This is a genomic window from Psychroserpens sp., assembly GCF_045105015.1.
Lineage (GTDB): Bacteria > Bacteroidota > Bacteroidia > Flavobacteriales > Flavobacteriaceae > Psychroserpens.
This window is the reverse complement of sequence record NZ_JBGCCX010000018.1, coordinates 1-20,926: the sequence shown is the minus strand read 5'-3', so window position 1 is coordinate 20,926 and position 20,926 is coordinate 1. Positions and strand designations below refer to the sequence as shown.

Sequence of the window (20,926 nt, the reverse complement as noted above, 5' to 3'; positions counted from 1 at the left end):
TGTTGAGAAAGATAAAGAAACAAACACAAGGTAGTGCAAGTCAGTTTATTCGTGAAGTTCGATTACAAAAAGGAATGACACTTATAGAAGACACGGAACTTACGGTCTCTGAAATTTCTTATCAGGTTGGATTTAGTAATACTTCTTATTTCATAAAATGCTTTAGAGACTATTATGGCTATTCGCCAGGCGAGGCCAGAAAAAAAACAGGTGAACAAGTAGAATTAAAACAAGACGATATCCAAAACGGAGAATCCCTAGAAGTTATTAAAAAAGGATTTTTTCAACACTACAGAGTTCATACCTTATTAGGAATTGTTATAGTTATAGGCATAGTAGCATTCTTGTTTTTTTCAAAAGAAACACTTAATGGTAATACTGAAAAAAAAGATACCAATCTTAAAAAATCCATAGCTGTATTGCCGTTTAAGAATATGAGTAGCGATTCGAATAACTTGTATTTTGTGAATGGACTTATGGAGTCGACACTAAACAATTTACAAAAGATAGAGGATCTCCGAGTGATAAGTAGAACCTCTGTAGAAAAATATAGAGATACCGATAAGACCATTTCAGAAATAGCCGAAGAACTTAATGTCAATTACTTAATTGAAGGAAGTGGCCAACGTGCAGATAATCAGGTTTTATTGAATATTCAATTGATCGATGCATCAAATGACACACCCATATGGGCAGAACAGTACAACCATAAAACTAAAGATATTTTTTCTGTACAGAATGAAGTTGCTAAAAAGATAGCTGAATCCATAAAAGCAACAGTAACTCCTGCTGAATTACAACAAATTGATAAAAAACCAACAGAAAACGTATTAGCATATGATTATTACTTAAAAGGACTTGAACGACTTCAAGAAGAGACTAAAGAAGGTTTGGAAGCTGCTATTACTTTATTTGAAAAAGCCATAGTACAAGACCCTGAATTTGCGCTGGCATATTCTCAAATTGCAATTTCATACTATTATTTAGATTTAAACCGAGCACAAAAACAGTATACAGATATCATTAATAACAATGCAGATAAGGCATTGCTTTATGACTCAAAATCAGCCAATAGCCTCATAGCAAAGGCACTTTACTATATAAACAGTAATGAGTTTCGATTAGCTATTCCACATTTAGAAAAAGCTTTAGAATATAACCCTAATTCGTCTTCAGTAATACAAATTCTTGCTGATTTGTATTCAAGGGCAGTACCTAATACAGGTAAATACTTACAATACGCATTAAAAGGTTTGCAAATTGATATTGAAGCAAATGATTCAATAAGTAAAAGTTATATGTATTTAGCGTTAAGTAATGCTTTTATTCAAAATGGGTTTACAGATGAAGCACAGAAGTATATCGATTTGTCGTTAGATAATAATCCAGAGAATTATTATGCCCCTTTTTTAAAAGTATTTATAGAATACGCTCAGCATCAAAATATAGAAAAGGCAACGGACGTATTGGTAAGAGAATGGAGAAAAGATACGACACGTCTAGATATTATGCAGGAAGTAGGTAAGTTTTATTATTTCCAAGAAAAGTATGATAGTGCTTTTTACTATTACGATAAATTTGAAAAAATTAAATCAAGTAAAGGACTAAACATGTATCCACAAGAAAATTTAAAAATCGGACTGGTATATGACAGGATGGGCTTACAGGTTAAAGCTCTAGACTACTTTAAAGCTTATGAGGAATACTGCGAAAATGAGCAATCAATATACAAGCCAGTTAGTTTAGCTATGAAATATCTGCATGAAGAAAATCCTAATCTCGCAATTGAGCAATTAAAACTGTTTGCCACTAAAAATAATTATCAATATTGGGTTTTGTTGTTTATAGAAGAAGATCCTTTAATAAAAACTTTAAAAATTCATCCTGAATATCATCAAGTTATTCAAAAAATTAAAGATAGATTTTGGAAAAACCATAATCAGTTGAAAAAATCATTAAAGGACAAAGAACTTATTTAGTTATATAATTATTGCGGTCATTATTTATATTTCTGTTTATATGGTATTTTGATTCACTTTTAACTATTTTAAATTTATCTTCATGTTTTATAAAGAACTCTCAATAGTAACAGATCAATTTCTGTATCTGAAAGTAACTATACAACTTGTTTTAAATATTTAAATCAACCAAACATTCAATAGAATAATATAAATCAAGCTATAACTGTAATTGTAAGTAGTTTTGCAGTCTGATTTTTTAGTGTTATTTTGTAACTTTATTAAGAAGTAACACCTATACAAATGCAATACTCAGGAGTTTATTTTGAATTATTGAAATCAAGAATACTCATACTAGCTGTGTTTTTGTTTCTTTGTAATAAGACCAATTCTCAAGAATTACCTCCGATACAAAACTTTACTCCAGAATCTTATAATGCTGAAAATCAAAACTGGTCTATTTCTCAAGGAAATGATAAATATATTTATGTAGCTAATAATCTTGGATTATTAGAATATAATGGCGCAAAATGGCAATTTTACGAGTCACCAAACAAGACTGTTTTAAGGTCTATTGAAGTTGATGGTAGTCGAGTATATTCTGGTAGCTATATGGAATTCGGATTTTGGGAGCGTAATAAATATGGGTTCCTAGAATATAGTTCTTTGTCTGATAAACTTAAGATAAAGTTTATAGAAGATGAACAAATTTGGAAAATTATAGCTTTAGACGATTGGATTCTTTTTCAGTCGTTAAACAGAATTTACATGGTAAATACTTCAGACTGGTCTGTGAAATTTATTAATTCTGAAACCGAGTTGTCTAATATGATTATTTCTCAAAATATTATTTATTTTCAGAAAAAGGGTATAGGCTTGTTTAGAATAGTTAATGGGAAGTCAGAAATGGTTTCTAATGACAATGTTCTAAAATCAAATAAGGTTATTAATGCATTTCGTCACAAGGATAAGTTTTTAATTCAAACCCAAGAAAGTGGTTTTTTTGTTTTAGGTAAACAGGGATTAATACAATGGGATATTCCAGCAAATAATATATTACTTAATAGAAGTGTATATAGTAGTTTTAAATTAAATAACGGATCTTTTGCTTTAGGTACTATTTCTAATGGTATAATCTTCATGACTCCTGAAGGAGAAATAAAATATACGGTAAATCAAGGTAATGGACTCATAAATAATACAGTATTGTCTATTTTTCAAGATTCAGATTCAAATATTTGGCTAGGTTTAGATAATGGTATAAGTCTAATTGAAGTGACTTCTCCATATCATATCTACAAAGACGATAGTGGTAAACTAGGAACGGTTTACACCTCCATAACTTTAAATGGTTTACTTTATCTAGGAACGAATCAAGGCTTGTTTTATAAAGAAAGAACATCAAATAACGAATTTCAACTTATTAATGATACAAATGGACAAGTTTGGGTACTAAAAACTATTGATGGTAAGCTGTTTTGTGGCCATAATAAAGGCACTTTGATTATTGAAAATAATAAAGTAGTTTCTTCGATAGAAAACGCCATTGGAACTTGGGATATTAAGAGAATTCCAAACAAACCAAACTTGCTTTTACAGGGAAATTATAATGGACTCAATATCCTTGAAAAAGTTGATAATAATTGGGTGTTTAGAAATAAAATTGAAGGAATTGACATTTCTAGTAGGTTTTTTGAATTTGCAAATAATTCGCTTTACGTTAATCATGAATTAAATGGACTGTATGAGTTGAAAATTGATGATGATTTTAAAAACGTTATAAAGACTACTAGAATTGAAAATATTTATAAGGGTATTGGTTCTAACGTGTTCAATTATAATGGAGAATTAATTTATGTGACTTCAGAAAGTGTCTTTAAGCAAAATTCAAATCAAGAATTTATAATCGACACTAATTTCTCGTCTTTATTTAAGCCTTTTAAAAACCTCACAACAATGATGAGAATTAGTGGTGAGGAAGATATGGTTTGTTGGAGATATGCAGATGATAATATTGCATTTGTGTCTTATGGAGGCATAAGCGAAACACCTAATGTAAAGTTATTTCCAGTTTCAAGTTATTTTAAAAGTGTTGTGGCTGGTTTTGAAAATGTTACTAAAATTAGCAGTAACGAGTATTTAGTAGGTAAATACAATGGCTATCTCATTATAGATAATAATATTTCACAAGTTAATAAGGAATTAGAAATAGTTTTAAATAATATTGAAGCTTATGAGATAGATCAACCGAATGAACGCATTAACCCATCAGATGAATCCATTTTTAGAAACAAAAAGAATAATATCATTTTTGATTATAGTTTTGTGAATTATGGAGTGATTATAAAAAATAAGTATCAATTTCAGTTGGAAGGATTATCTGATAATTGGTCTGATTGGTCTGAAAACTCATCTCATACATTTGAGAATTTACCATTTGGCGATTATAAATTTAATGTTCGTGGTAAATCGGGTAATGTTACTACAAGTAACGTTGCATCTTATGAGTTTACAATTAAAAGACCTCTGTTGCTTTCTAACTTGGCAATTGCTTTATATGTATTGTCTGCAATTGCACTTTTATTGATTATGCACTACTATTACAGAAAGTATTATAAAAATCAGCAGCATAAAGTCATTGAGAAATCAAAACGAGAATTAGAAGTAAAAGAATTAGAGAATACACAAGTGTTAATGGCGCTTAAAAATGACCAATTGAAGCAAGATATAGAAAATAAGAATCGTGAACTTGCTATATCTACAATGAGTTTGATAAAAAAGAATGAATTTTTAAACAATATTAAAGAAGAGCTTAAGAAAGTTAACAATTCTGAGGGTTTAAATCCAGTAATAAAGATTATTGACAAAAACCTAAACAATACAGACGATTGGAAGTTTTTTGAAGAAGCTTTTAATAATGCAGATAAAGATTTTCTAAAAAAAATTAAATCTAAGCATTCATCACTTACTCCAAATGATTTAAAATTATGCGCTTACCTTAGGCTTAATTTGTCTTCTAAAGAAATAGCACCTTTACTAAATATTTCTCCTAAAAGTGTTGAAGTAAAACGATATCGTTTGCGTAAAAAGATGGAATTACCTCATGAGTATAGCTTAACAAATTATATCCTTGAAATTTAGAAGCCATACATATGTTAAAATAGACTATACAATACCACTACACGTTAGTTTTTTAACTTATTATCATATATAATTTAATGAGATTTATTTGTAAATTATCTTCCATAATAGTAGTGTTATTGATGGTTTCGCAAAAAAATACGCTTTTTGTTGCGATGTATGTTTTTTGTATTGGTGTTTTTTATTGAATTCATAATCACTTATTATAAGTTTACTACATAACAAACAAATCAATATGACAACAAAATTTTTTTCCTTAATCTTTTTACTATTTACTTCGCTTGTATTTAGTCAAGAAGTTGATGTAAAAGGGACAGTAACAGATCAAGTTTCTGGTCAACCATTGCCAGGAGTTAATATTCTTGTGAAAGGCACTTCAAAAGGTGCTTCAACAGATTTTGATGGTATTTTTGAAATAAAAGATGTGCCAATTAATTCGGTTATTTTATTCTCGTATGTAGGATTTAAAGATCAAGAGATTACCATTAAAAATGGAGAACCGTTAACAATTGTTCTTGTTGAAGATACTGAATCACTGGATGAAGTAGTGGTTATTGGATATGGTTCACAAAGAAAAGAATTAGTAACAGGTGCTTATTCTAGTTTAGATTCAGAAAGTATCGTAAAAAACAATCCTGCGCGAATTGAGGAAGCTCTAAAAGGTTCTGCAGCAGGTGTCCAAGTAAATGCAAACTCTGGTTCACCAGGTGCAGCTCTAAATATCAGAATTAGAGGTATAACCACAAATGGTGATAATTCACCATTAGTAATAGTAGATGGTGTTAATATTGGTAATGACTTGAGTATTATTGACCCAAATGATATTGAGAAAATGGATATCATAAAAGATGCAAGTACGGCTATATATGGAGTGCAGGGTGCAAATGGTGTCATTCTTATTACTACCAAAACTGGAAAGAAAAACAGAAAAACTAAATTCTCTTACAATTCTTATTATGCAATTCAGGAAGCTGAAAATCAAATAGATCTACTTAATAATTATGAGTATGCAGCATATGTAAATGAAACTGAAGCTGCAGATGGTAATGCGATACCTTATCCTAATTTGCAAAGCATTAATAATAACACTGATTGGCAAGATGAATTATTTAGTCGAGCGCCAATGTTCAATCATAACCTGAGTATCACTGGAGGATCTGAAACAATGACTTATGGTTTTAGTGCTAGTTATTTTGCTCAAGACGGAATTATTGCGAGCGACAAATCTAATTTTAAAAGATGGACGATAAAAAATAATATTGGATTCGATATCACTGAAAAATTAAAGCTTAACACATTTTTATTGTATACTAATCTTAGAAGTAAATCAATTCCAGAAGGTGGGAGAGGTTCTTCATTATACTATGCGTTAAATGCTTCTCCTTTAACTCCTGTTTTTGATGACACGACTCCTGCAAATATTTCTGGAGGATATGCATACATAGGTCAAGAACAAGGGATTGAAATTATTAACCCACTAGCTCAAATTAATAATACTTTTAATGAAGGTTATGCTGATCGATTTACGGGTAAATTAGAATTAGAATATAAAATTTTAGATAACCTAAAAGCAACATCTAGATTTAATTTTAATTATGCAAATTTCGGTGGTAGATCTTATTTTCCACTCCAATATTATGGTCCGGGTAAAGTAGTAAACAATGTACGACTAGAAACTCCAAATTCATTTGATCTAGATTTAAATGATGATGGGAGCAGAGATGTATTTGGGTCTGTTGGAGAAAACAGACAGCACTCGTTTGACTATACTTGGGAAAACTTTATTGATTATAGTATTACTTTAAATGATAAGCATAATTTTAATGCCCTCTTCGGAACTTCCATTAGAAGTGAAGTCTACAAAGGGTTCTTTGGTGGTGGCCCTTTAAATAGTGGTCCTGATAACTGGGATAATGCTTATTTAGGAAACACTAGTGATATTATCCAAGTTGATCCAGTAACTGGTGATGTGTTGACCGTTTTAGCAACTGCTGCAGATGGTAGAAATGAAAACAGATGGTATTCGTTTTTCGGACGTTTACAATATGATTATCAAGGAAAATACTTGTTTTCAGCAATGATAAGACGTGATGCATCAACTAAATTTGGACCAAATAACAGAATTGGTAATTTCCCATCTATATCTGGTGGTTGGGTAGTAACAAACGAAGATTTTTTTAATGTTGAATTCATTAGTAAACTTAAAGTTAGAGGAAGTTGGGGAATCACAGGTAATGATAAGATAGGAAATTACAGATGGCTAGGACTTGTTCAAGGTACAGCAGGAGAGGCTACGTATCCGTTTGATGATTTATTAACATTCGGAAACGCAGTAGGAGCTCTAGCAAATCCTGATTTGCAATGGGAAACCAATACACAGACTAACATTGGATTAGATTTAGGATTATTCAATAATAAATTAAATGTATCTGTAGATTACTATAAAAAAACTACTGAAGATTTATTATTAGTGCCAGAGGTTTCAGGTCTTCTTGGACCAACAGCAGGTGGTAGTTCTGCTCCTGTTGTAAATGCAGGAACGATTGAAAATAAAGGTGTTGATTTAAGTATTAATTACAGCCATGACTTTAGTGATAATATAGGCTTTAGTGTTGGGTATACAATTACAAGTATAGACAACAAAGCATTACAAGTTAATAATGCTGCTGGTTTTATTTCGGGAGGTCTTTTCGGATTAGATCAACAAACATCTCGTTTTCAAACAGGATTACCAATTGGTTCATTCTATGGTCTTGAGATGAATGGTATATACCAAAATCAAGCAGAAATTGATGCGTTAAATACAGATACAAATAATGATGGTGTAATAGATAGTTCTGATACGCCTTTTCAAGCTGGAGCCAGTCCAGGAGATATACGATATGTTGATGTTGATGGTGATGGTGTAGTTGAATTTGGAAGTGATGATGATCAAACCGTTATTGGTAATCCTATTCCAGATGTAACTATGGGATTAAATTTAAATGTAAACTTCTGGCAATTTGATTTCGGAACTTCATTGTATGCGTCGATAGGTAATGATATCGCACGTAGTTATGAAAGATTCTTAACTTATAGTAATAAGCCAAATTTTTATTTAAATAGATGGACTGGAGAAGGAACTTCAAATTCTGTTCCTAGAGCTTCAAACCTTGCATCTAATAATAACTTGTTTTCTTCATTTTATGTAGAAGATGGTTCTTATTTAAGAATTCAAAATGTACAGTTAGGGTATTCGCTTCCGCAATCATTATTGGATAAATTAAATCTAGATAATTTTAGAATTTACGCTTCAGTAAATAACCTGTATACATTCACAAAATATAAAGGATATAATCCTGATGTGTCAAATGCTAGTCCATTAAGTGCTGGTGTAGACCTTGGTCAATATCCACAAACAAGAACTTTTACAACTGGTATCAATGTTTCATTTTAAACTACGACATATGACTATTAAAAAAATAACAGCTATAATACTATTGTTTGCATGTTTATCATGTGAAGATTACTTAGATATACTACCTGAAGGTGAAGAGAATTCTGAAAACTTCTTCAACTCTAAACAAGATTATGAAGATGCACTTGTAGGTGTTTATGATTTATTATCAACTACGTATTTGCACAACTTATTAGGAGAAATTGCTTCTGATAATAGCTTATGTGGTGGTGAATCTCCAACAGACGTGTTAGCTTGGCAACAAATTGACGACATGATACATACGCCAGATAATGAAGCTTTAAGAAGTGTTTTTCAATTAATGTACGCTGGCATTAGTCGTGCTAATTACATAGTCGAATTTCAAGATAAATTAGACTTTGATGGTAAAGATCAACTACTATCAGAAAATTTATTTTTAAGATCTTACTACTATTTCGAATTGGTGAAATTCTTTGGAGATGTGCCTTTATATGTAGATGGTAGAATTTCTATAGAAGATTCACAATCGATAGATAGAACACCTAAAGCAGAAGTGTATGCAAGACTTGAATCTGATTTATTATCTGCAATTCAAAATCTTCCTTGGCAACAAGCTCAAGGCGGAAGAGTAACCAAAGGAGCTGCTTTAGCATTATTAGGAAAGATATATTTATATCAAGATAAATTTGATGAAGCAGCTATTACGCTTGATCAAGTTATTAATTCTGGTCAGTACCAACTGGTTGAGGACTTTTCTACAATATTTTTAAATTCTAATGAAAATAATATTGAATCTGTATTTGAGGTTCAGTATTTCGGTGGAGAAGGAGGTAGTTTTGATTGTTTCCAATGTGTAGAGGGAAATATTGCGGTAGGTTTTATGGGACCAAGATTTTCTGGTGGAGATTTTGCTCCATTTGAATTCGGCTTTGCTTTTAATCCTCCAACTCAAGAGTTGTTTAATGCTTACTCTGTAAATGACACAAGACGCGATGCCACTATATTAGACATGGATGCTTTTGTTGCTGAAAGACCTAATGTAACTTTCAGCTTTGGAAACACATTAGATTATACTGGATATTACAACAAAAAGTATATTCCTTATGCTGAAGGTAACCTGAATGACCCTAATCTTACGCATAGCAATAATTATAGAGCTATAAGATATTCTGACGTTCTATTAATGGCAGCTGAAGCTTTTAATAGAGGAGGAATTAACGATATGAAAGCTAGAGACTATGTAAATATGGTTAGAGATAGAGCTGGATTAGATGATATTCAAACATCTGGTGATAATCTAACTCAAGATATATTTAAAGAAAGACGATTAGAATTAGCTGGTGAAGGTCATCGCTTTTTTGATCAAGTAAGAACAGGTCAAACTAGTACAATCCCAGGTTTTACACCTAGAAATGTTTTGTTTCCAATTCCTAGAATAGAAATTGAACTAGCAGGTAATAATTGGACTCAAAACTCTGGATATTAAAAATTAAAATTGAAAAATAAAAATTAGAAAGATGAAAACAATAAAGTATCTAATTAGTATTTGTCTTATTGCTGTAGCAATTTATAGTTGCTCAAAAGACGACGAGAACTCAAATTTTGTAGATAGCATTCAAGCTCCCACAAATGTATCTGCAAATGTTGTAGTTACTCAAGACAATACAGGTTTTGTTACAATAACTCCTCTAGGTGAAGGTGTGACAAACTTTAATGTAGGATTTGGTGATCAATCCGAACCTGCAAATGGTATTAACCCTGGTAATAGTGTTAGCCATACATATGAAGAAGGAAACTATGACGTTGAGATAACGGCAATTGCTTTAAATGGTTTAACAACTACAATAACACAGCCCATAGAGGTGTCATTTCAAGCACCAGAAAATTTAGTGGTAACTATAGAAAATGACCCAGCAGTATCAAGACAAGTTAATGTTCTTGCTGATGCAGATTTTGCAATTTCATATGAAGTGAATTTTGGTGATCCTGCAGATACTACTATTATGTCAAATAACAACGAACCTGTTTCTTTTGTTTATGATAGTGTAGGGACTTATACAATTACAGTAACTTCAATGAGTGCTGCTGTTGAAACTCTAACTTATACTGAAGATTTTACAGTTACAGAAATACTACAACCTTTAATCGCCGCACCTAATCCTCCAAATAGACAGCCTAATGATGTAATATCTATGTTTAGTAATGCATATGATTTAGATGTAAATGTAAGTTCATGGAGATCAGATTGGAGTACAAGTATTTTAACTGATATTCAAATTGAAGGTGATGATACTAAATTTTATGCAGATGCCGACTTTGTAGGTGTTGAATTTTATGGTGCTGATGCTGTAGATGCATCTCAAATGGATGCTTTTCACTTAGATTTTTGGAGCCTTAATGCAACAACATTTAGAATTAAACTAGTAGATTTAGGAGGTACGGCTACAGAAGCTGAAATTGTATTTGAAAATCTTCCTCAAAACGAATGGGTATCAATAGATATTCCTATGAGTGATTTTACTGATGCTGGAATGACATCGATTAATTCTATTCAACAATTAATATTTTCTGGATTACCTGTAGGTACTTTCGATTTCTTTATTGATAATGTTTATTTCTACAGAAATGAAACTACAACATTACAAGGATTAGAAGGAACTTGGAGAATGGCATCTGAATCAGGATCACTTGGCGTTGGTCCATCACTAGGTGATATCAGTTGGTTCACTTGTGATGATCCTTGTGTGGCAGAAAGAGCTTGTTATTTTGATGATACCTATGTGTTTGGAAGTGACGGAAGTTTTACGAATGATTTAGGCACAGAGTCGTGGATTGAAGATTGGCAAGGAGGTGGTAATGCTTGTGGAGTTCCAGTAGCTCCGCATGATGGATCTAATCCTGCGACTTATATTTATGACGAAGGTGCTGGTACAGTAACTCTAAATGGAATTGGAGCTTACATTGGGCTAGCAAAAGCTAATAATGCTGGAGAGTTACCAGCTGTTGCAGTTCCAAACTCAATTACTTACAATGTGACATTTACAGGAGCAAATTCTATTGATGTCAATATCGAATCTGGATCAGGTGTTTTTTGGCAATATAAATTGGTGAGAGAAGCAGCAGTAGCAAATCCTTTAACAGGTACTTGGGTAATGGCTTCTGAATCAGGATCACTAGGTGTTGGTCCATCACTTGGTGATATCAGTTGGTTCTCTTGTGATGATCCTTGTGTTGCAGAAAGAGCTTGCTATTATGATGATACTTACGTGTTTGGAGCAGATGGTAGTTTCTCAAATAATTTAGGAGCAGAATCATGGATAGAAGATTGGCAAGGAGGAGGAAATGCTTGTGGAACTCCAGTAGCACCTCATGATGGTTCTAATCCAGCAACGTATGTTTATAATGAAAACTTAGGTACAATAACTATAGATGGAATTGGAGCTTACATAGGATTAGCAAAAGCTAATAACGCTGGAGAATTGCCAGCAGTAGCAGTACCAAATACAATCACTTACAATGTTACGTTTGAAGATGCAAATACAATAAACGTATATATAGAATCTGGATCAGGTGTTTTTTGGCAATATAAACTTGTAAAACAATAAAAAGTAATTGATATGAAAAATTTAAAATATATAATATACAGTCTAATGTCCTTGTTTGTATTAGCTACTGGATGTAAAGAAGATGACGCTACATTTGGTGATATAATCGCACCTACTAATTTAGTATTTACTATAGATATAGTAGGACAGGACATTAACAATCCATTTGGTGATGGAAGTGGTATAGTAAACTTTACAGCTACAGCTGATAATGCTTTAAGTTATAATATACAATTCGGAAATAGTCCACAAAATACAACAGCTGTATCTCCTACAGGAGCATTTACAAATCAATATACTTCAAATGGTGTGAATACTTATACCGTAGTAGTTAGCGCAGTTGGAACTGGAGGAGTTACTACACTTGCTTCAGCAGATATTGAAGTACTTAGTGATTTTACTGATCCTGATGCAATTTTGTTTTTAACGGGTGGTCCAGGTGCTTCAAAAACTTGGTATCCTAAATTAGATCAAGACGGTCATTTAGGCGTTGGTCCAACTTTAGAACAGGATTTAGGAGATGATGGCGCGTTAAACGGACATTGGTTCCCACAATATGATTCTACAGGTCCTTTTGGAAAATGCGGAAACGGAGACTCTGATTGCTTTTGTAATTTCAATTTAACTTTTTCTCAAAGCTTAGATGAACAAGTGACTTTTACTCAGAATAATAATGGGTTTACATTTTTTAATTGGGCTCATGGTGCTGTTGTAGGACAAACTTTTGGTGAATTTTCAGATACTTGTTGGGAGTTTGATACTTCAGGAGTTAGTGAAGTAACGCTTGCGCCATCTTCAACAGATTGGACTCAAGTTGCAGATCCAAATTATCCAGCTCCAAGAGGTACTGTGATGAACCTAACAAATGATGGATTTATGGGGTATTATACTGGAGCATCAACTTATGAAATCTTACAAATTGATGAGAGTTTTTTATATGTTAGATTTCAGGATGCCATAAACCCTGTGTTAGTTTGGTATCAAATGTTTACAACAACGGAACCGGGTGAAGAGTTTAGTACTATTTTTAATAATTTAACTTGGTCTGATGAATTTGATACAAATGGAGCTCCAGATAGTAATAATTGGACCTATGACCTTGGTGCAGGAGGTTGGGGTAATCAAGAAGTTCAAACCTATACAAATAATGCTGAAAATGTTATTGTTGAGGATGGTTTCCTTAAAATTACTGCCAAAGAAAATGGTGGTGGATATACATCAGCTCGTCTAAAATCTGAAGGCCTATTCAATTTAACATATGGAAGAGTTGAAGTTAGAGCAAAATTACCAGCTTCAATAGGAACTTGGCCAGCAATTTGGATGTTAGGTGCAGATTACCAAACGAATACATGGCCTGGTTGTGGAGAAATTGATATCATGGAACAAAAAGGTCAAGATAAAAATAGAGTTCTAGCTACAGTACATCATCCTGCTGTTTCACCAGGTGCAGGAGATTCTGCAGATACAATATTAACGACTTCTACAACTGAATTTCATAACTATACAGTAGAGTGGCGAACTGGTGAAATTATATTTTTAGTAGATGATACTATTTATCACACTGTTACTAATACTTCTGATTTACCATTTAATAGTGAGTTCTTTTTAATACTCAATATTGCTATGGGAGGAACATTAGGAGGAGACATAGATCCTGCTTTTACTGAAGACACTATGGAGATTGATTATGTAAGAGTATATCAATAAAAAAAGTTTTTTAATTATTTATTTGAGTCCTTTTTATAAAAGGTCGAGCGTTATTCTCGGCCTTTTTAATTAAAACTTCAAAATTAAAAAGTGTTTTAAAAGGATTTAATTAAGTGAAAATATTTATAAATATTCTGTTTAAAAGAAAATGATTGCAACCAAAACTCAAAACATTAGTAACGATGCATTGTCCAAAAAAATGAGTGATAACCCAATTTATATAGGAGGAAAACCAGCTTGCTTTCATGATAATGAAGTAAAAGGAGAGTTAGTAACTTTTGATGATGAAGTCTATTATAAAATATCTAATAGTGATAAAATGAGACCTTTTTTTATGAGTCTTGTTAGCAACTCAAATCACTGGATGTTTATTTCAAGTAATGGAGCTTTAACTGCTGGTAGAAAGAACTCAAATAATGCATTATTTCCATATTACACTGATGACAAGATTACAGAATCAGCTGAAATTACAGGTAGTAAAACCATTATTAAAGTCCATCTAGACAACAAAACTTACTTATGGGAACCATTTTCCGATAAATACAAAGGTGTTTATAAGATTAAAAGAAACCTCTACAAAAATAATTATGGCAACAAGGTACTTTTTGAGGAGTTTAATGAAGACCTTGGTGTAACGTTTAGATATCAGTGGAATTCTAGTAATCAATATGGTTTTGTTAGAAAAGCAAAAATTATAAATAATTCGAATCAGAAGATTGATATTACAATTCTTGACGGTATTCAAAATATTCTGCCACATGGCTTAGCATCTGATTTCCAAAATTCTGCAAGTAACCTTGTTGATGCTTATAAAAAATGTGAATTAGAGACAAATACTGGTATAGGAATATATGCCCTTAGTGCAATTATTGTTGATAAAGCTGAACCAAGTGAAGCCTTAAAAGCAAATGTAGTTTGGTCTTCAGGATTAGATAATCCAACTCATCTTATATCTGCTTTACAACTAAACAATTTCAGAAAAGGAAAAGAAATTTTTCAAGAAAAGGATATCAAAGCAGAAAAGGGAGCTTACTTTATTGTAAAAAAATTAGGTATTAAACCTAATGAGGAAAATAGTTGGTTTTTTATTGCAAATGTGAATCAGACTATTAGCGATATTAATGATATATCTGAAAAAATAAAAAGTAATGTAAACTTTGAAGCGCTTATTCAAAAAGATATTGACGCTGGAACAAAACATCTTTTAGAACTCGTTGGAGCTTCTGATGGTATTCAATTAGGCGATAATAAATTAAGAAACACAAGGCACTTTGCTAATACCCTTTTCAATATTATGAGAGGTGGTATTTTTGATGACGACTACAATATTGAAAAAGTTGATTTCCTCAAATATATCTCTAAAGCCAATAAAAAAGTAACAAAAAAGAAGGAAGGAATTTTAAATGATTTGCCTGCTGTTTTTGATGTAAATTTCATCAAGAGTATTGCAGATCGAGATAATGATAAAAATTTCAAAAGATTATGCTATGAATATTTACCATTAAAATTCAGTAGAAGACATGGAGATCCTAGTCGTCCTTGGAATAAATTTTCCATCAATACAAGAAGTGAAGTTGATGGTTCTAAAATTTTAGATTACGAAGGGAACTGGAGAGATATTTTTCAAAATTGGGAAGCATTAGCTCATTCTTATCCTGCTTTTATAGAAGGTATGATTCATAAATTCTTTAATGCTACAACTTTTGAAGGTTATAATCCTTATCGTGTGACTAAAGATGGTTTTGATTGGGAAACAATTGAGGCTGACGATCCTTGGTCTTATATTGGGTATTGGGGAGATCATCAGATAATATATCTGCTAAAATTTTTAGAGTTTATTGAAAATCATTATCCTAATAAATTATCAACTTGTTTTACTAAAGAGTTGTTCGTTTATGCCAACGTTCCGTATAAAATTAAAAGTTATCAGGATACTTTAAAAAACCCAAAAGACACTATTGACTTTGACTATAAATTAGATGAAAAAATCATACTTGAGAAAGAGCGATTAGGTGCGGATGGAGCACTCTTACGTGATGAAAATTTCTTTATACATAAGGTGAATTTAATTGAAAAATTATTGGCCACAGTTTTAGCTAAAGTCTCTAATTTTATTCCAGAAGGCGGTATTTGGCTTAATACACAACGTCCAGAATGGAATGATGCTAATAATGCTTTGGTAGGCAATGGTGTCTCTATGGTCACGCTATACTACCTAAAACGATTTATTAATTTCTTTAAAGATATTGTAGAAAATTCATCAGAAGATAATTATAATATATCTTCAGAATTAGCAACTTTTTTCTCTAGCATAGTTAGTACTTTAAAAGAAAATAAGACTGTACTTTCTGATAAGATTTCAGATGCAGATAGAAAAACTATTTTAGACGGACTAGGAACTGCTGGAAGTGATTACAGACTTAAAATTTATGATTCTGGATTTAACAGTGATAAATCAACTATAACTAAAGATGATTTATTAGATTTTTTTAATGCATTGCAACCATATCTTGATCATACAATTAAGATGAATAAGCGTGAAGACAATTTGTATCATGCATACAATTTGATGACAGTTGAAAATGATAACGAAATTTCAATATCTTATTTATCTGAAATGCTTGAAGGTCAGGTTGCCGTATTGAGTTCAGGGTATTTAAAACCAATAGAAGCCCTCGAATTATTAGATGGTTTAAAAGCTAGTGCGCTTTTTAGACATGATCAATACAGTTATATTCTTTATCCGGATAAAGAATTATCTCGTTTTGTTGATAAGAATGATATTCCAGCTGAATTGGTACTAAAATCAGAGCTTTTAAAACAACTTTTAAATGATGGTAATACACAAATTATAGAAAAAGATATTACTGGCCTCTACCATTTTAATGGCAATTTTAATAATGCAGATAGCCTAAAAGAAGCTTTAAAAGAATTATCAGAAGAAAAGTACAGCACATTAGTTCAAGCTGATACTGAATTATTGCTTGATATTTATGAGGAGATGTTTGATCATAAATCTTTTACCGGTAGATCAGGTACTTTCTTTGGATATGAAGGACTTGGTTCAATATACTGGCATATGGTATCTAAACTTTTGTTAGCAGTTCAAGAGAATTGTCTCTTAGCTGTTAACACAAATGAAGATGAAGTAACTATTGGTCGATTACTTGAACATTATTATGAAATTAATGAAGGTATAGGTGTTCATAAATCACCAGAATTATATGGTGCGTTTCCTACAGACCCATACTCTCATACACCTGCTGGAAAAGGAGCACAACAGCCTGGAATGACTGGGCAAGTAAAAGAAGATGTGCTTTGTAGATTTGGTGAATTAGGTGTTTTTGTTAATGAAGGTGTGTTATTTTTCAATCCAAGACTGCTAAGAAAAAAAGAATTTTTAGCGGCATCAAAGCAATTCATTTATACAGATCTAAGTAAACAAGTTAAATCTATAGATTTGGAAAGAGATTCACTCTGTTTTACCTATTGTCAAGTCCCAATAATTTATAAGGTTTCTAATAAAAACAAAGTGAACGTCATATTCAATAATGACACTAATCAAGAATTTCAAACATTAAAAATGAATAAAGAGGTTAGTAGTAAACTATTTAACAGAACTGGAGAGATAAACCATATAGTTGTAGAATTGTTAAAATGATAAATACAAAAAACATAAGAAATACTATTGGATATGCCTCTTGCTTATTCGCTATTATCCTTGTGTTTGGTTGTAATATTAATAAAAAGCAAAACAACAACTCTGAAACCAATAATGACAGATTAAGTTTGAACGCAAAAGATATACTAGGAAACCCAGATTATTTGGCAATCTCATATGGAGGTTACAGAAAAAATACTAGAGACATTCAACCAAGTAAAGAAGAGCTCAAAGACGACATGCGGATTCTTTCAGCTATGGGAATAAAAGTCTTAAGAACATATAATGTTCATTTAGATCAAGCTGCTAATTTACTTAAGGCTATCGATGAGCTTAATAAGGAAGACTCAAGTTTTGAGATGTATGTTATGCTCGGTATTTGGATTGATTGTAAAAATGCATTTAATTCTGAGCATGGAGGAGATCCTGATCATAATCAAGAGAGCGAACGAAATCCTATTGAAGTTAAAACTGCTGTAGAATTAACAAAGCAATATCCAGAAATTGTTAAAATATTAGCAGTTGGCAATGAAGCTATGGTTAAATGGGCAACTTCATATTACGTACAGCCTAGTGTCATTTTAAAATGGGTTAATCATTTACAAGGTTTAAAACAGTCTGGAGAACTTCCAAAAGACTTATGGATTACTAGTTCAGATAACTTTGCATCTTGGGGTGGAGGAAGTGAAGAATATCATGTTAAAGAACTAGAGCTATTGATCAAAGCCGTTGATTATATTTCTATGCACACCTATCCAATGCATGATACACACTACAATCCTGTATTTTGGGGAATTTCAAATCCTGAAACAAAATTATCTAAAAAAGTAAAAATTGATTCATTAATGTTAAGAGCAAAAGTCTATGCAATGACACAATATGAATCAGTGAAAAAATACATGAAAAGCTTAGGTGTTGACAAGCCAATTCACATTGGTGAAACAGGTTGGGCTAGCTTCTCAAGTGGCTTATATGGGAATTCTGGTTCAAATGCTACTGATGAATATAAAGAGGCTCTATTCTATAATCATATGAGGCAATGGACTGAAAAAGAAGGGATGTCTTGTTTTTATTTTGAAGCTTTTGATGAAAACTGGAAAGACGCAAAAAACCCAAATGGTTCTGAAAATCATTTTGGTCTATTTACTATAGATGCCAAAGCAAAGTATGCACTGTGGAATTTAGTAGATCAGGGTGTTTTTGATGGACTAACTAGAAATGGGAATCCTATTACCAAAACTTATAATGGAGAAATAGATTTGCTGTTGGCAGACGTAATAATTCCACACTTAAAGATTGTAACAAAATGAGGAAGTATTTAACGCTTATTATCATAGCTTTTGTATTAGTGTCGTGTGAAAATTTGACCCAAAATGAAGTGGTTTCTGTAAAAGAAAGTCATATTTATGTTAATGATACATTATACACCATCACAGGGATTTGTTATCATCCTGTTCCAAAAGGAAGCCCGAATAATAGAAGCTGGTCAACTTTAACTCAAGATTTAGGACTAATGAATGAAGCTGGCATCAATACCATTAGAGTCTATGAACCTATTGACGATTTGAATGTTTTAAATGAAATTCATAACGCAGGCATTAAAGTAATTATTGGATTTGGATATAACCAAGGAGGAATTTTTGATATAAAATCAGGAACATTTATCGATTACATAAACAAGTACAAAAACCATAATGCAATCCTCATGTGGGAATTAGGTAACGAATACAATTACCATCCTGAATGGTTTAAAAACGATATCAAAAACTGGTATAATGAAATGAATGCGGCAGCAGAATTAATTCATACTACTGATCCAAATCATCCTACCACAACCGCACATGGTGATTTACCTAATGAGTTGGCTTTATCATTAAGTCCGAATATCGATGTTTGGGGAATGAACGTTTATCGATGGGACAATCCTGAACCTTTATTTAAGCTTTGGAAAGCAATAAATTCTAAACCCATGTATTTATCTGAAACGGGAGGCGATAGTTACATGACTATCACAAAAGCAGGTTATGAACAGGGTGAAAATCAAAAAGCACAGGCCGATGCTGCTGAAAATATATTAAAAAAGGTTTTTGACAATCAAGACATTTGTTCAGGTGTAACCTTATTTTCATTTACTGATGGTTGGTGGAAAGCTGGTAACAATGATATTCAAGATATAGGAGGTTATGCGCCAAATAGTACAGGTATTCCTTATGATGGAGCACCTAATGAAGAATATTGGGGAATTGTTGATATCAATAGAAAAAAGAAACTGGTTTTTGATGTTCTGAAAGAAAAATATTTAAGTGTAAATAATAAGAAAAAATAAAAGATGTGTATGAAAATTTTTAAATATGGTTTATGTACGTTTTTAGCACTTACAATTATGAATTGCAATAAGGAAGTAAACACTTTAAAAGTCGAAGTTTACGAAACTTCTGCCAATGGAAATCAATTAACTCAACTTTCTGAATTTCCTGAAGGAAAGAATGTAGATTCGATAGTTTTATTTCCAGAACAAAAACACCAAAAAATAACAGGAATAGGAGGCTCATTTACAGAATCTTCTGCATACTTACTTAACCGGTTAAGTCAGGTGAATAGAAACAAAGTTTTAGAAGCCTATTTTGGAGAATCTGGTGCTCGTTATTCTTTAACTAGAACACATATTGCATCATGTGACTTCTCATTAAGCAATTACACATATGCATCTGTTGAAGGCGATGTAGAGATGAAAAATTTCAATATAGATGACGATAGAGCTGATTTGATACCAATGATAAAAGATGCCATGGCTATTTCAAAAGATGGATTTGGTATCGTTGCTTCTCCTTGGACAGCTCCACCTTGGATGAAAGATAATAAAGCATATGTAGGAGGAAAGTTATTACCAGAATATTATGATGCTTTTGCATTATATTTTTCTAAATACTTACAGGCATACAAATCTGAGGGTATCGATATTTGGGGATTAACTCCTGTAAATGAGCCTCATGGAAATGGAAATAACTGGGAGAGTATGCACTTTTCACCTAAAGAAGAAACTGATTTTGTTCAAAATCATTTAGGTCCAAAATTAGAATCTGACGGATTTGGTCATTTAAAAATTTTGGGATATGATCAAAACAGAGCAGGTATAAAAGAATGGGTTGATGAAATGTTTAAAGACAAAGCATCATCAAAATATTTTGCAGGTACAGCAATCCACTGGTACGAAAGTACTTATGATTACTTTCCTGAAGACTTACAATATGCACACCAGAAAGCTCCAAATAAATTATTAATAGAAACAGAAGGTTGTGTAGATTCCGAAATACCAAAATGGAAAGATGATAAATGGTATTGGTCTAAAGAAGCAACAGATTGGGGCTGGGACTGGGCTTCTGAAAAAGATAAACATTTACATCCAAAATACGCTCCAGTAAACAGATATGCCAGA

General features: G+C 32.0%; 10 protein-coding genes. All 10 read left to right on the top strand.

The features are described 5' to 3' along the window. Positions 1-1,979, top strand: a 1,979-nt coding sequence (locus tag AB8B90_RS01360; RefSeq protein WP_405332907.1) for a helix-turn-helix domain-containing protein, incomplete at its 5' end; no start/stop codon positions are given. Between the two features lie 282 nt (positions 1,980-2,261). After that, on the top strand, positions 2,262-5,099 hold the full coding sequence (locus AB8B90_RS01355; protein WP_405332905.1) for a triple tyrosine motif-containing protein: 2,838 nt from the start codon (positions 2,262-2,264) through the stop codon (positions 5,097-5,099). 235 nt (positions 5,100-5,334) lie between these two features. Further along, positions 5,335-8,535 carry a SusC/RagA family TonB-linked outer membrane protein gene (locus AB8B90_RS01350; RefSeq protein WP_405332903.1) on the top strand — a complete coding sequence of 1,067 codons (3,201 nt, stop codon included), beginning with the start codon at positions 5,335-5,337 and terminating at the stop codon, positions 8,533-8,535. Positions 8,536-8,545: 10 nt separating this feature from the next. Continuing rightward, on the top strand, positions 8,546-10,003 hold the full coding sequence (locus AB8B90_RS01345) for a RagB/SusD family nutrient uptake outer membrane protein (RefSeq protein WP_405332901.1): 1,458 nt from the start codon (positions 8,546-8,548) through the stop codon (positions 10,001-10,003). A 31-nt stretch (positions 10,004-10,034) separates the two neighbouring features. Beyond that, positions 10,035-12,122: a PKD domain-containing protein gene (locus AB8B90_RS01340; protein WP_405332899.1), complete on the top strand. Its 2,088-nt coding sequence runs from the start codon at positions 10,035-10,037 to the stop codon at positions 12,120-12,122. Positions 12,123-12,134: 12 nt separating this feature from the next. Beyond that, complete coding sequence (locus tag AB8B90_RS01335; protein ID WP_405332898.1) at positions 12,135-13,829, top strand: family 16 glycosylhydrolase; 1,695 nt, start codon at positions 12,135-12,137, stop codon at positions 13,827-13,829. Positions 13,830-14,028: 199 nt separating this feature from the next. Next, entirely contained in the window at positions 14,029-17,490 is a 3,462-nt protein-coding gene (locus AB8B90_RS01330) for a hypothetical protein (RefSeq protein ID WP_405332909.1), read from the top strand. Continuing rightward, the gene (locus AB8B90_RS01325) at positions 17,487-18,800 is read left to right on the top strand and encodes a glycosyl hydrolase family 17 protein (protein WP_405332896.1); all 1,314 of its coding nucleotides are present in this window, start codon (positions 17,487-17,489) and stop codon (positions 18,798-18,800) included. The genes AB8B90_RS01330 and AB8B90_RS01325 overlap by 4 nt, the downstream gene beginning before the upstream one ends. Then, positions 18,797-19,816, top strand: a complete 1,020-nt coding sequence (locus AB8B90_RS01320; protein WP_405332894.1) for a hypothetical protein — start codon at positions 18,797-18,799, stop codon at positions 19,814-19,816. The genes AB8B90_RS01325 and AB8B90_RS01320 overlap by 4 nt, the downstream gene beginning before the upstream one ends. A 9-nt stretch (positions 19,817-19,825) precedes the next feature. Continuing rightward, on the top strand, positions 19,826-20,926 hold a 1,101-nt coding region (locus tag AB8B90_RS01315), incomplete at its 3' end, for a glycoside hydrolase family 30 protein (RefSeq protein WP_405332892.1).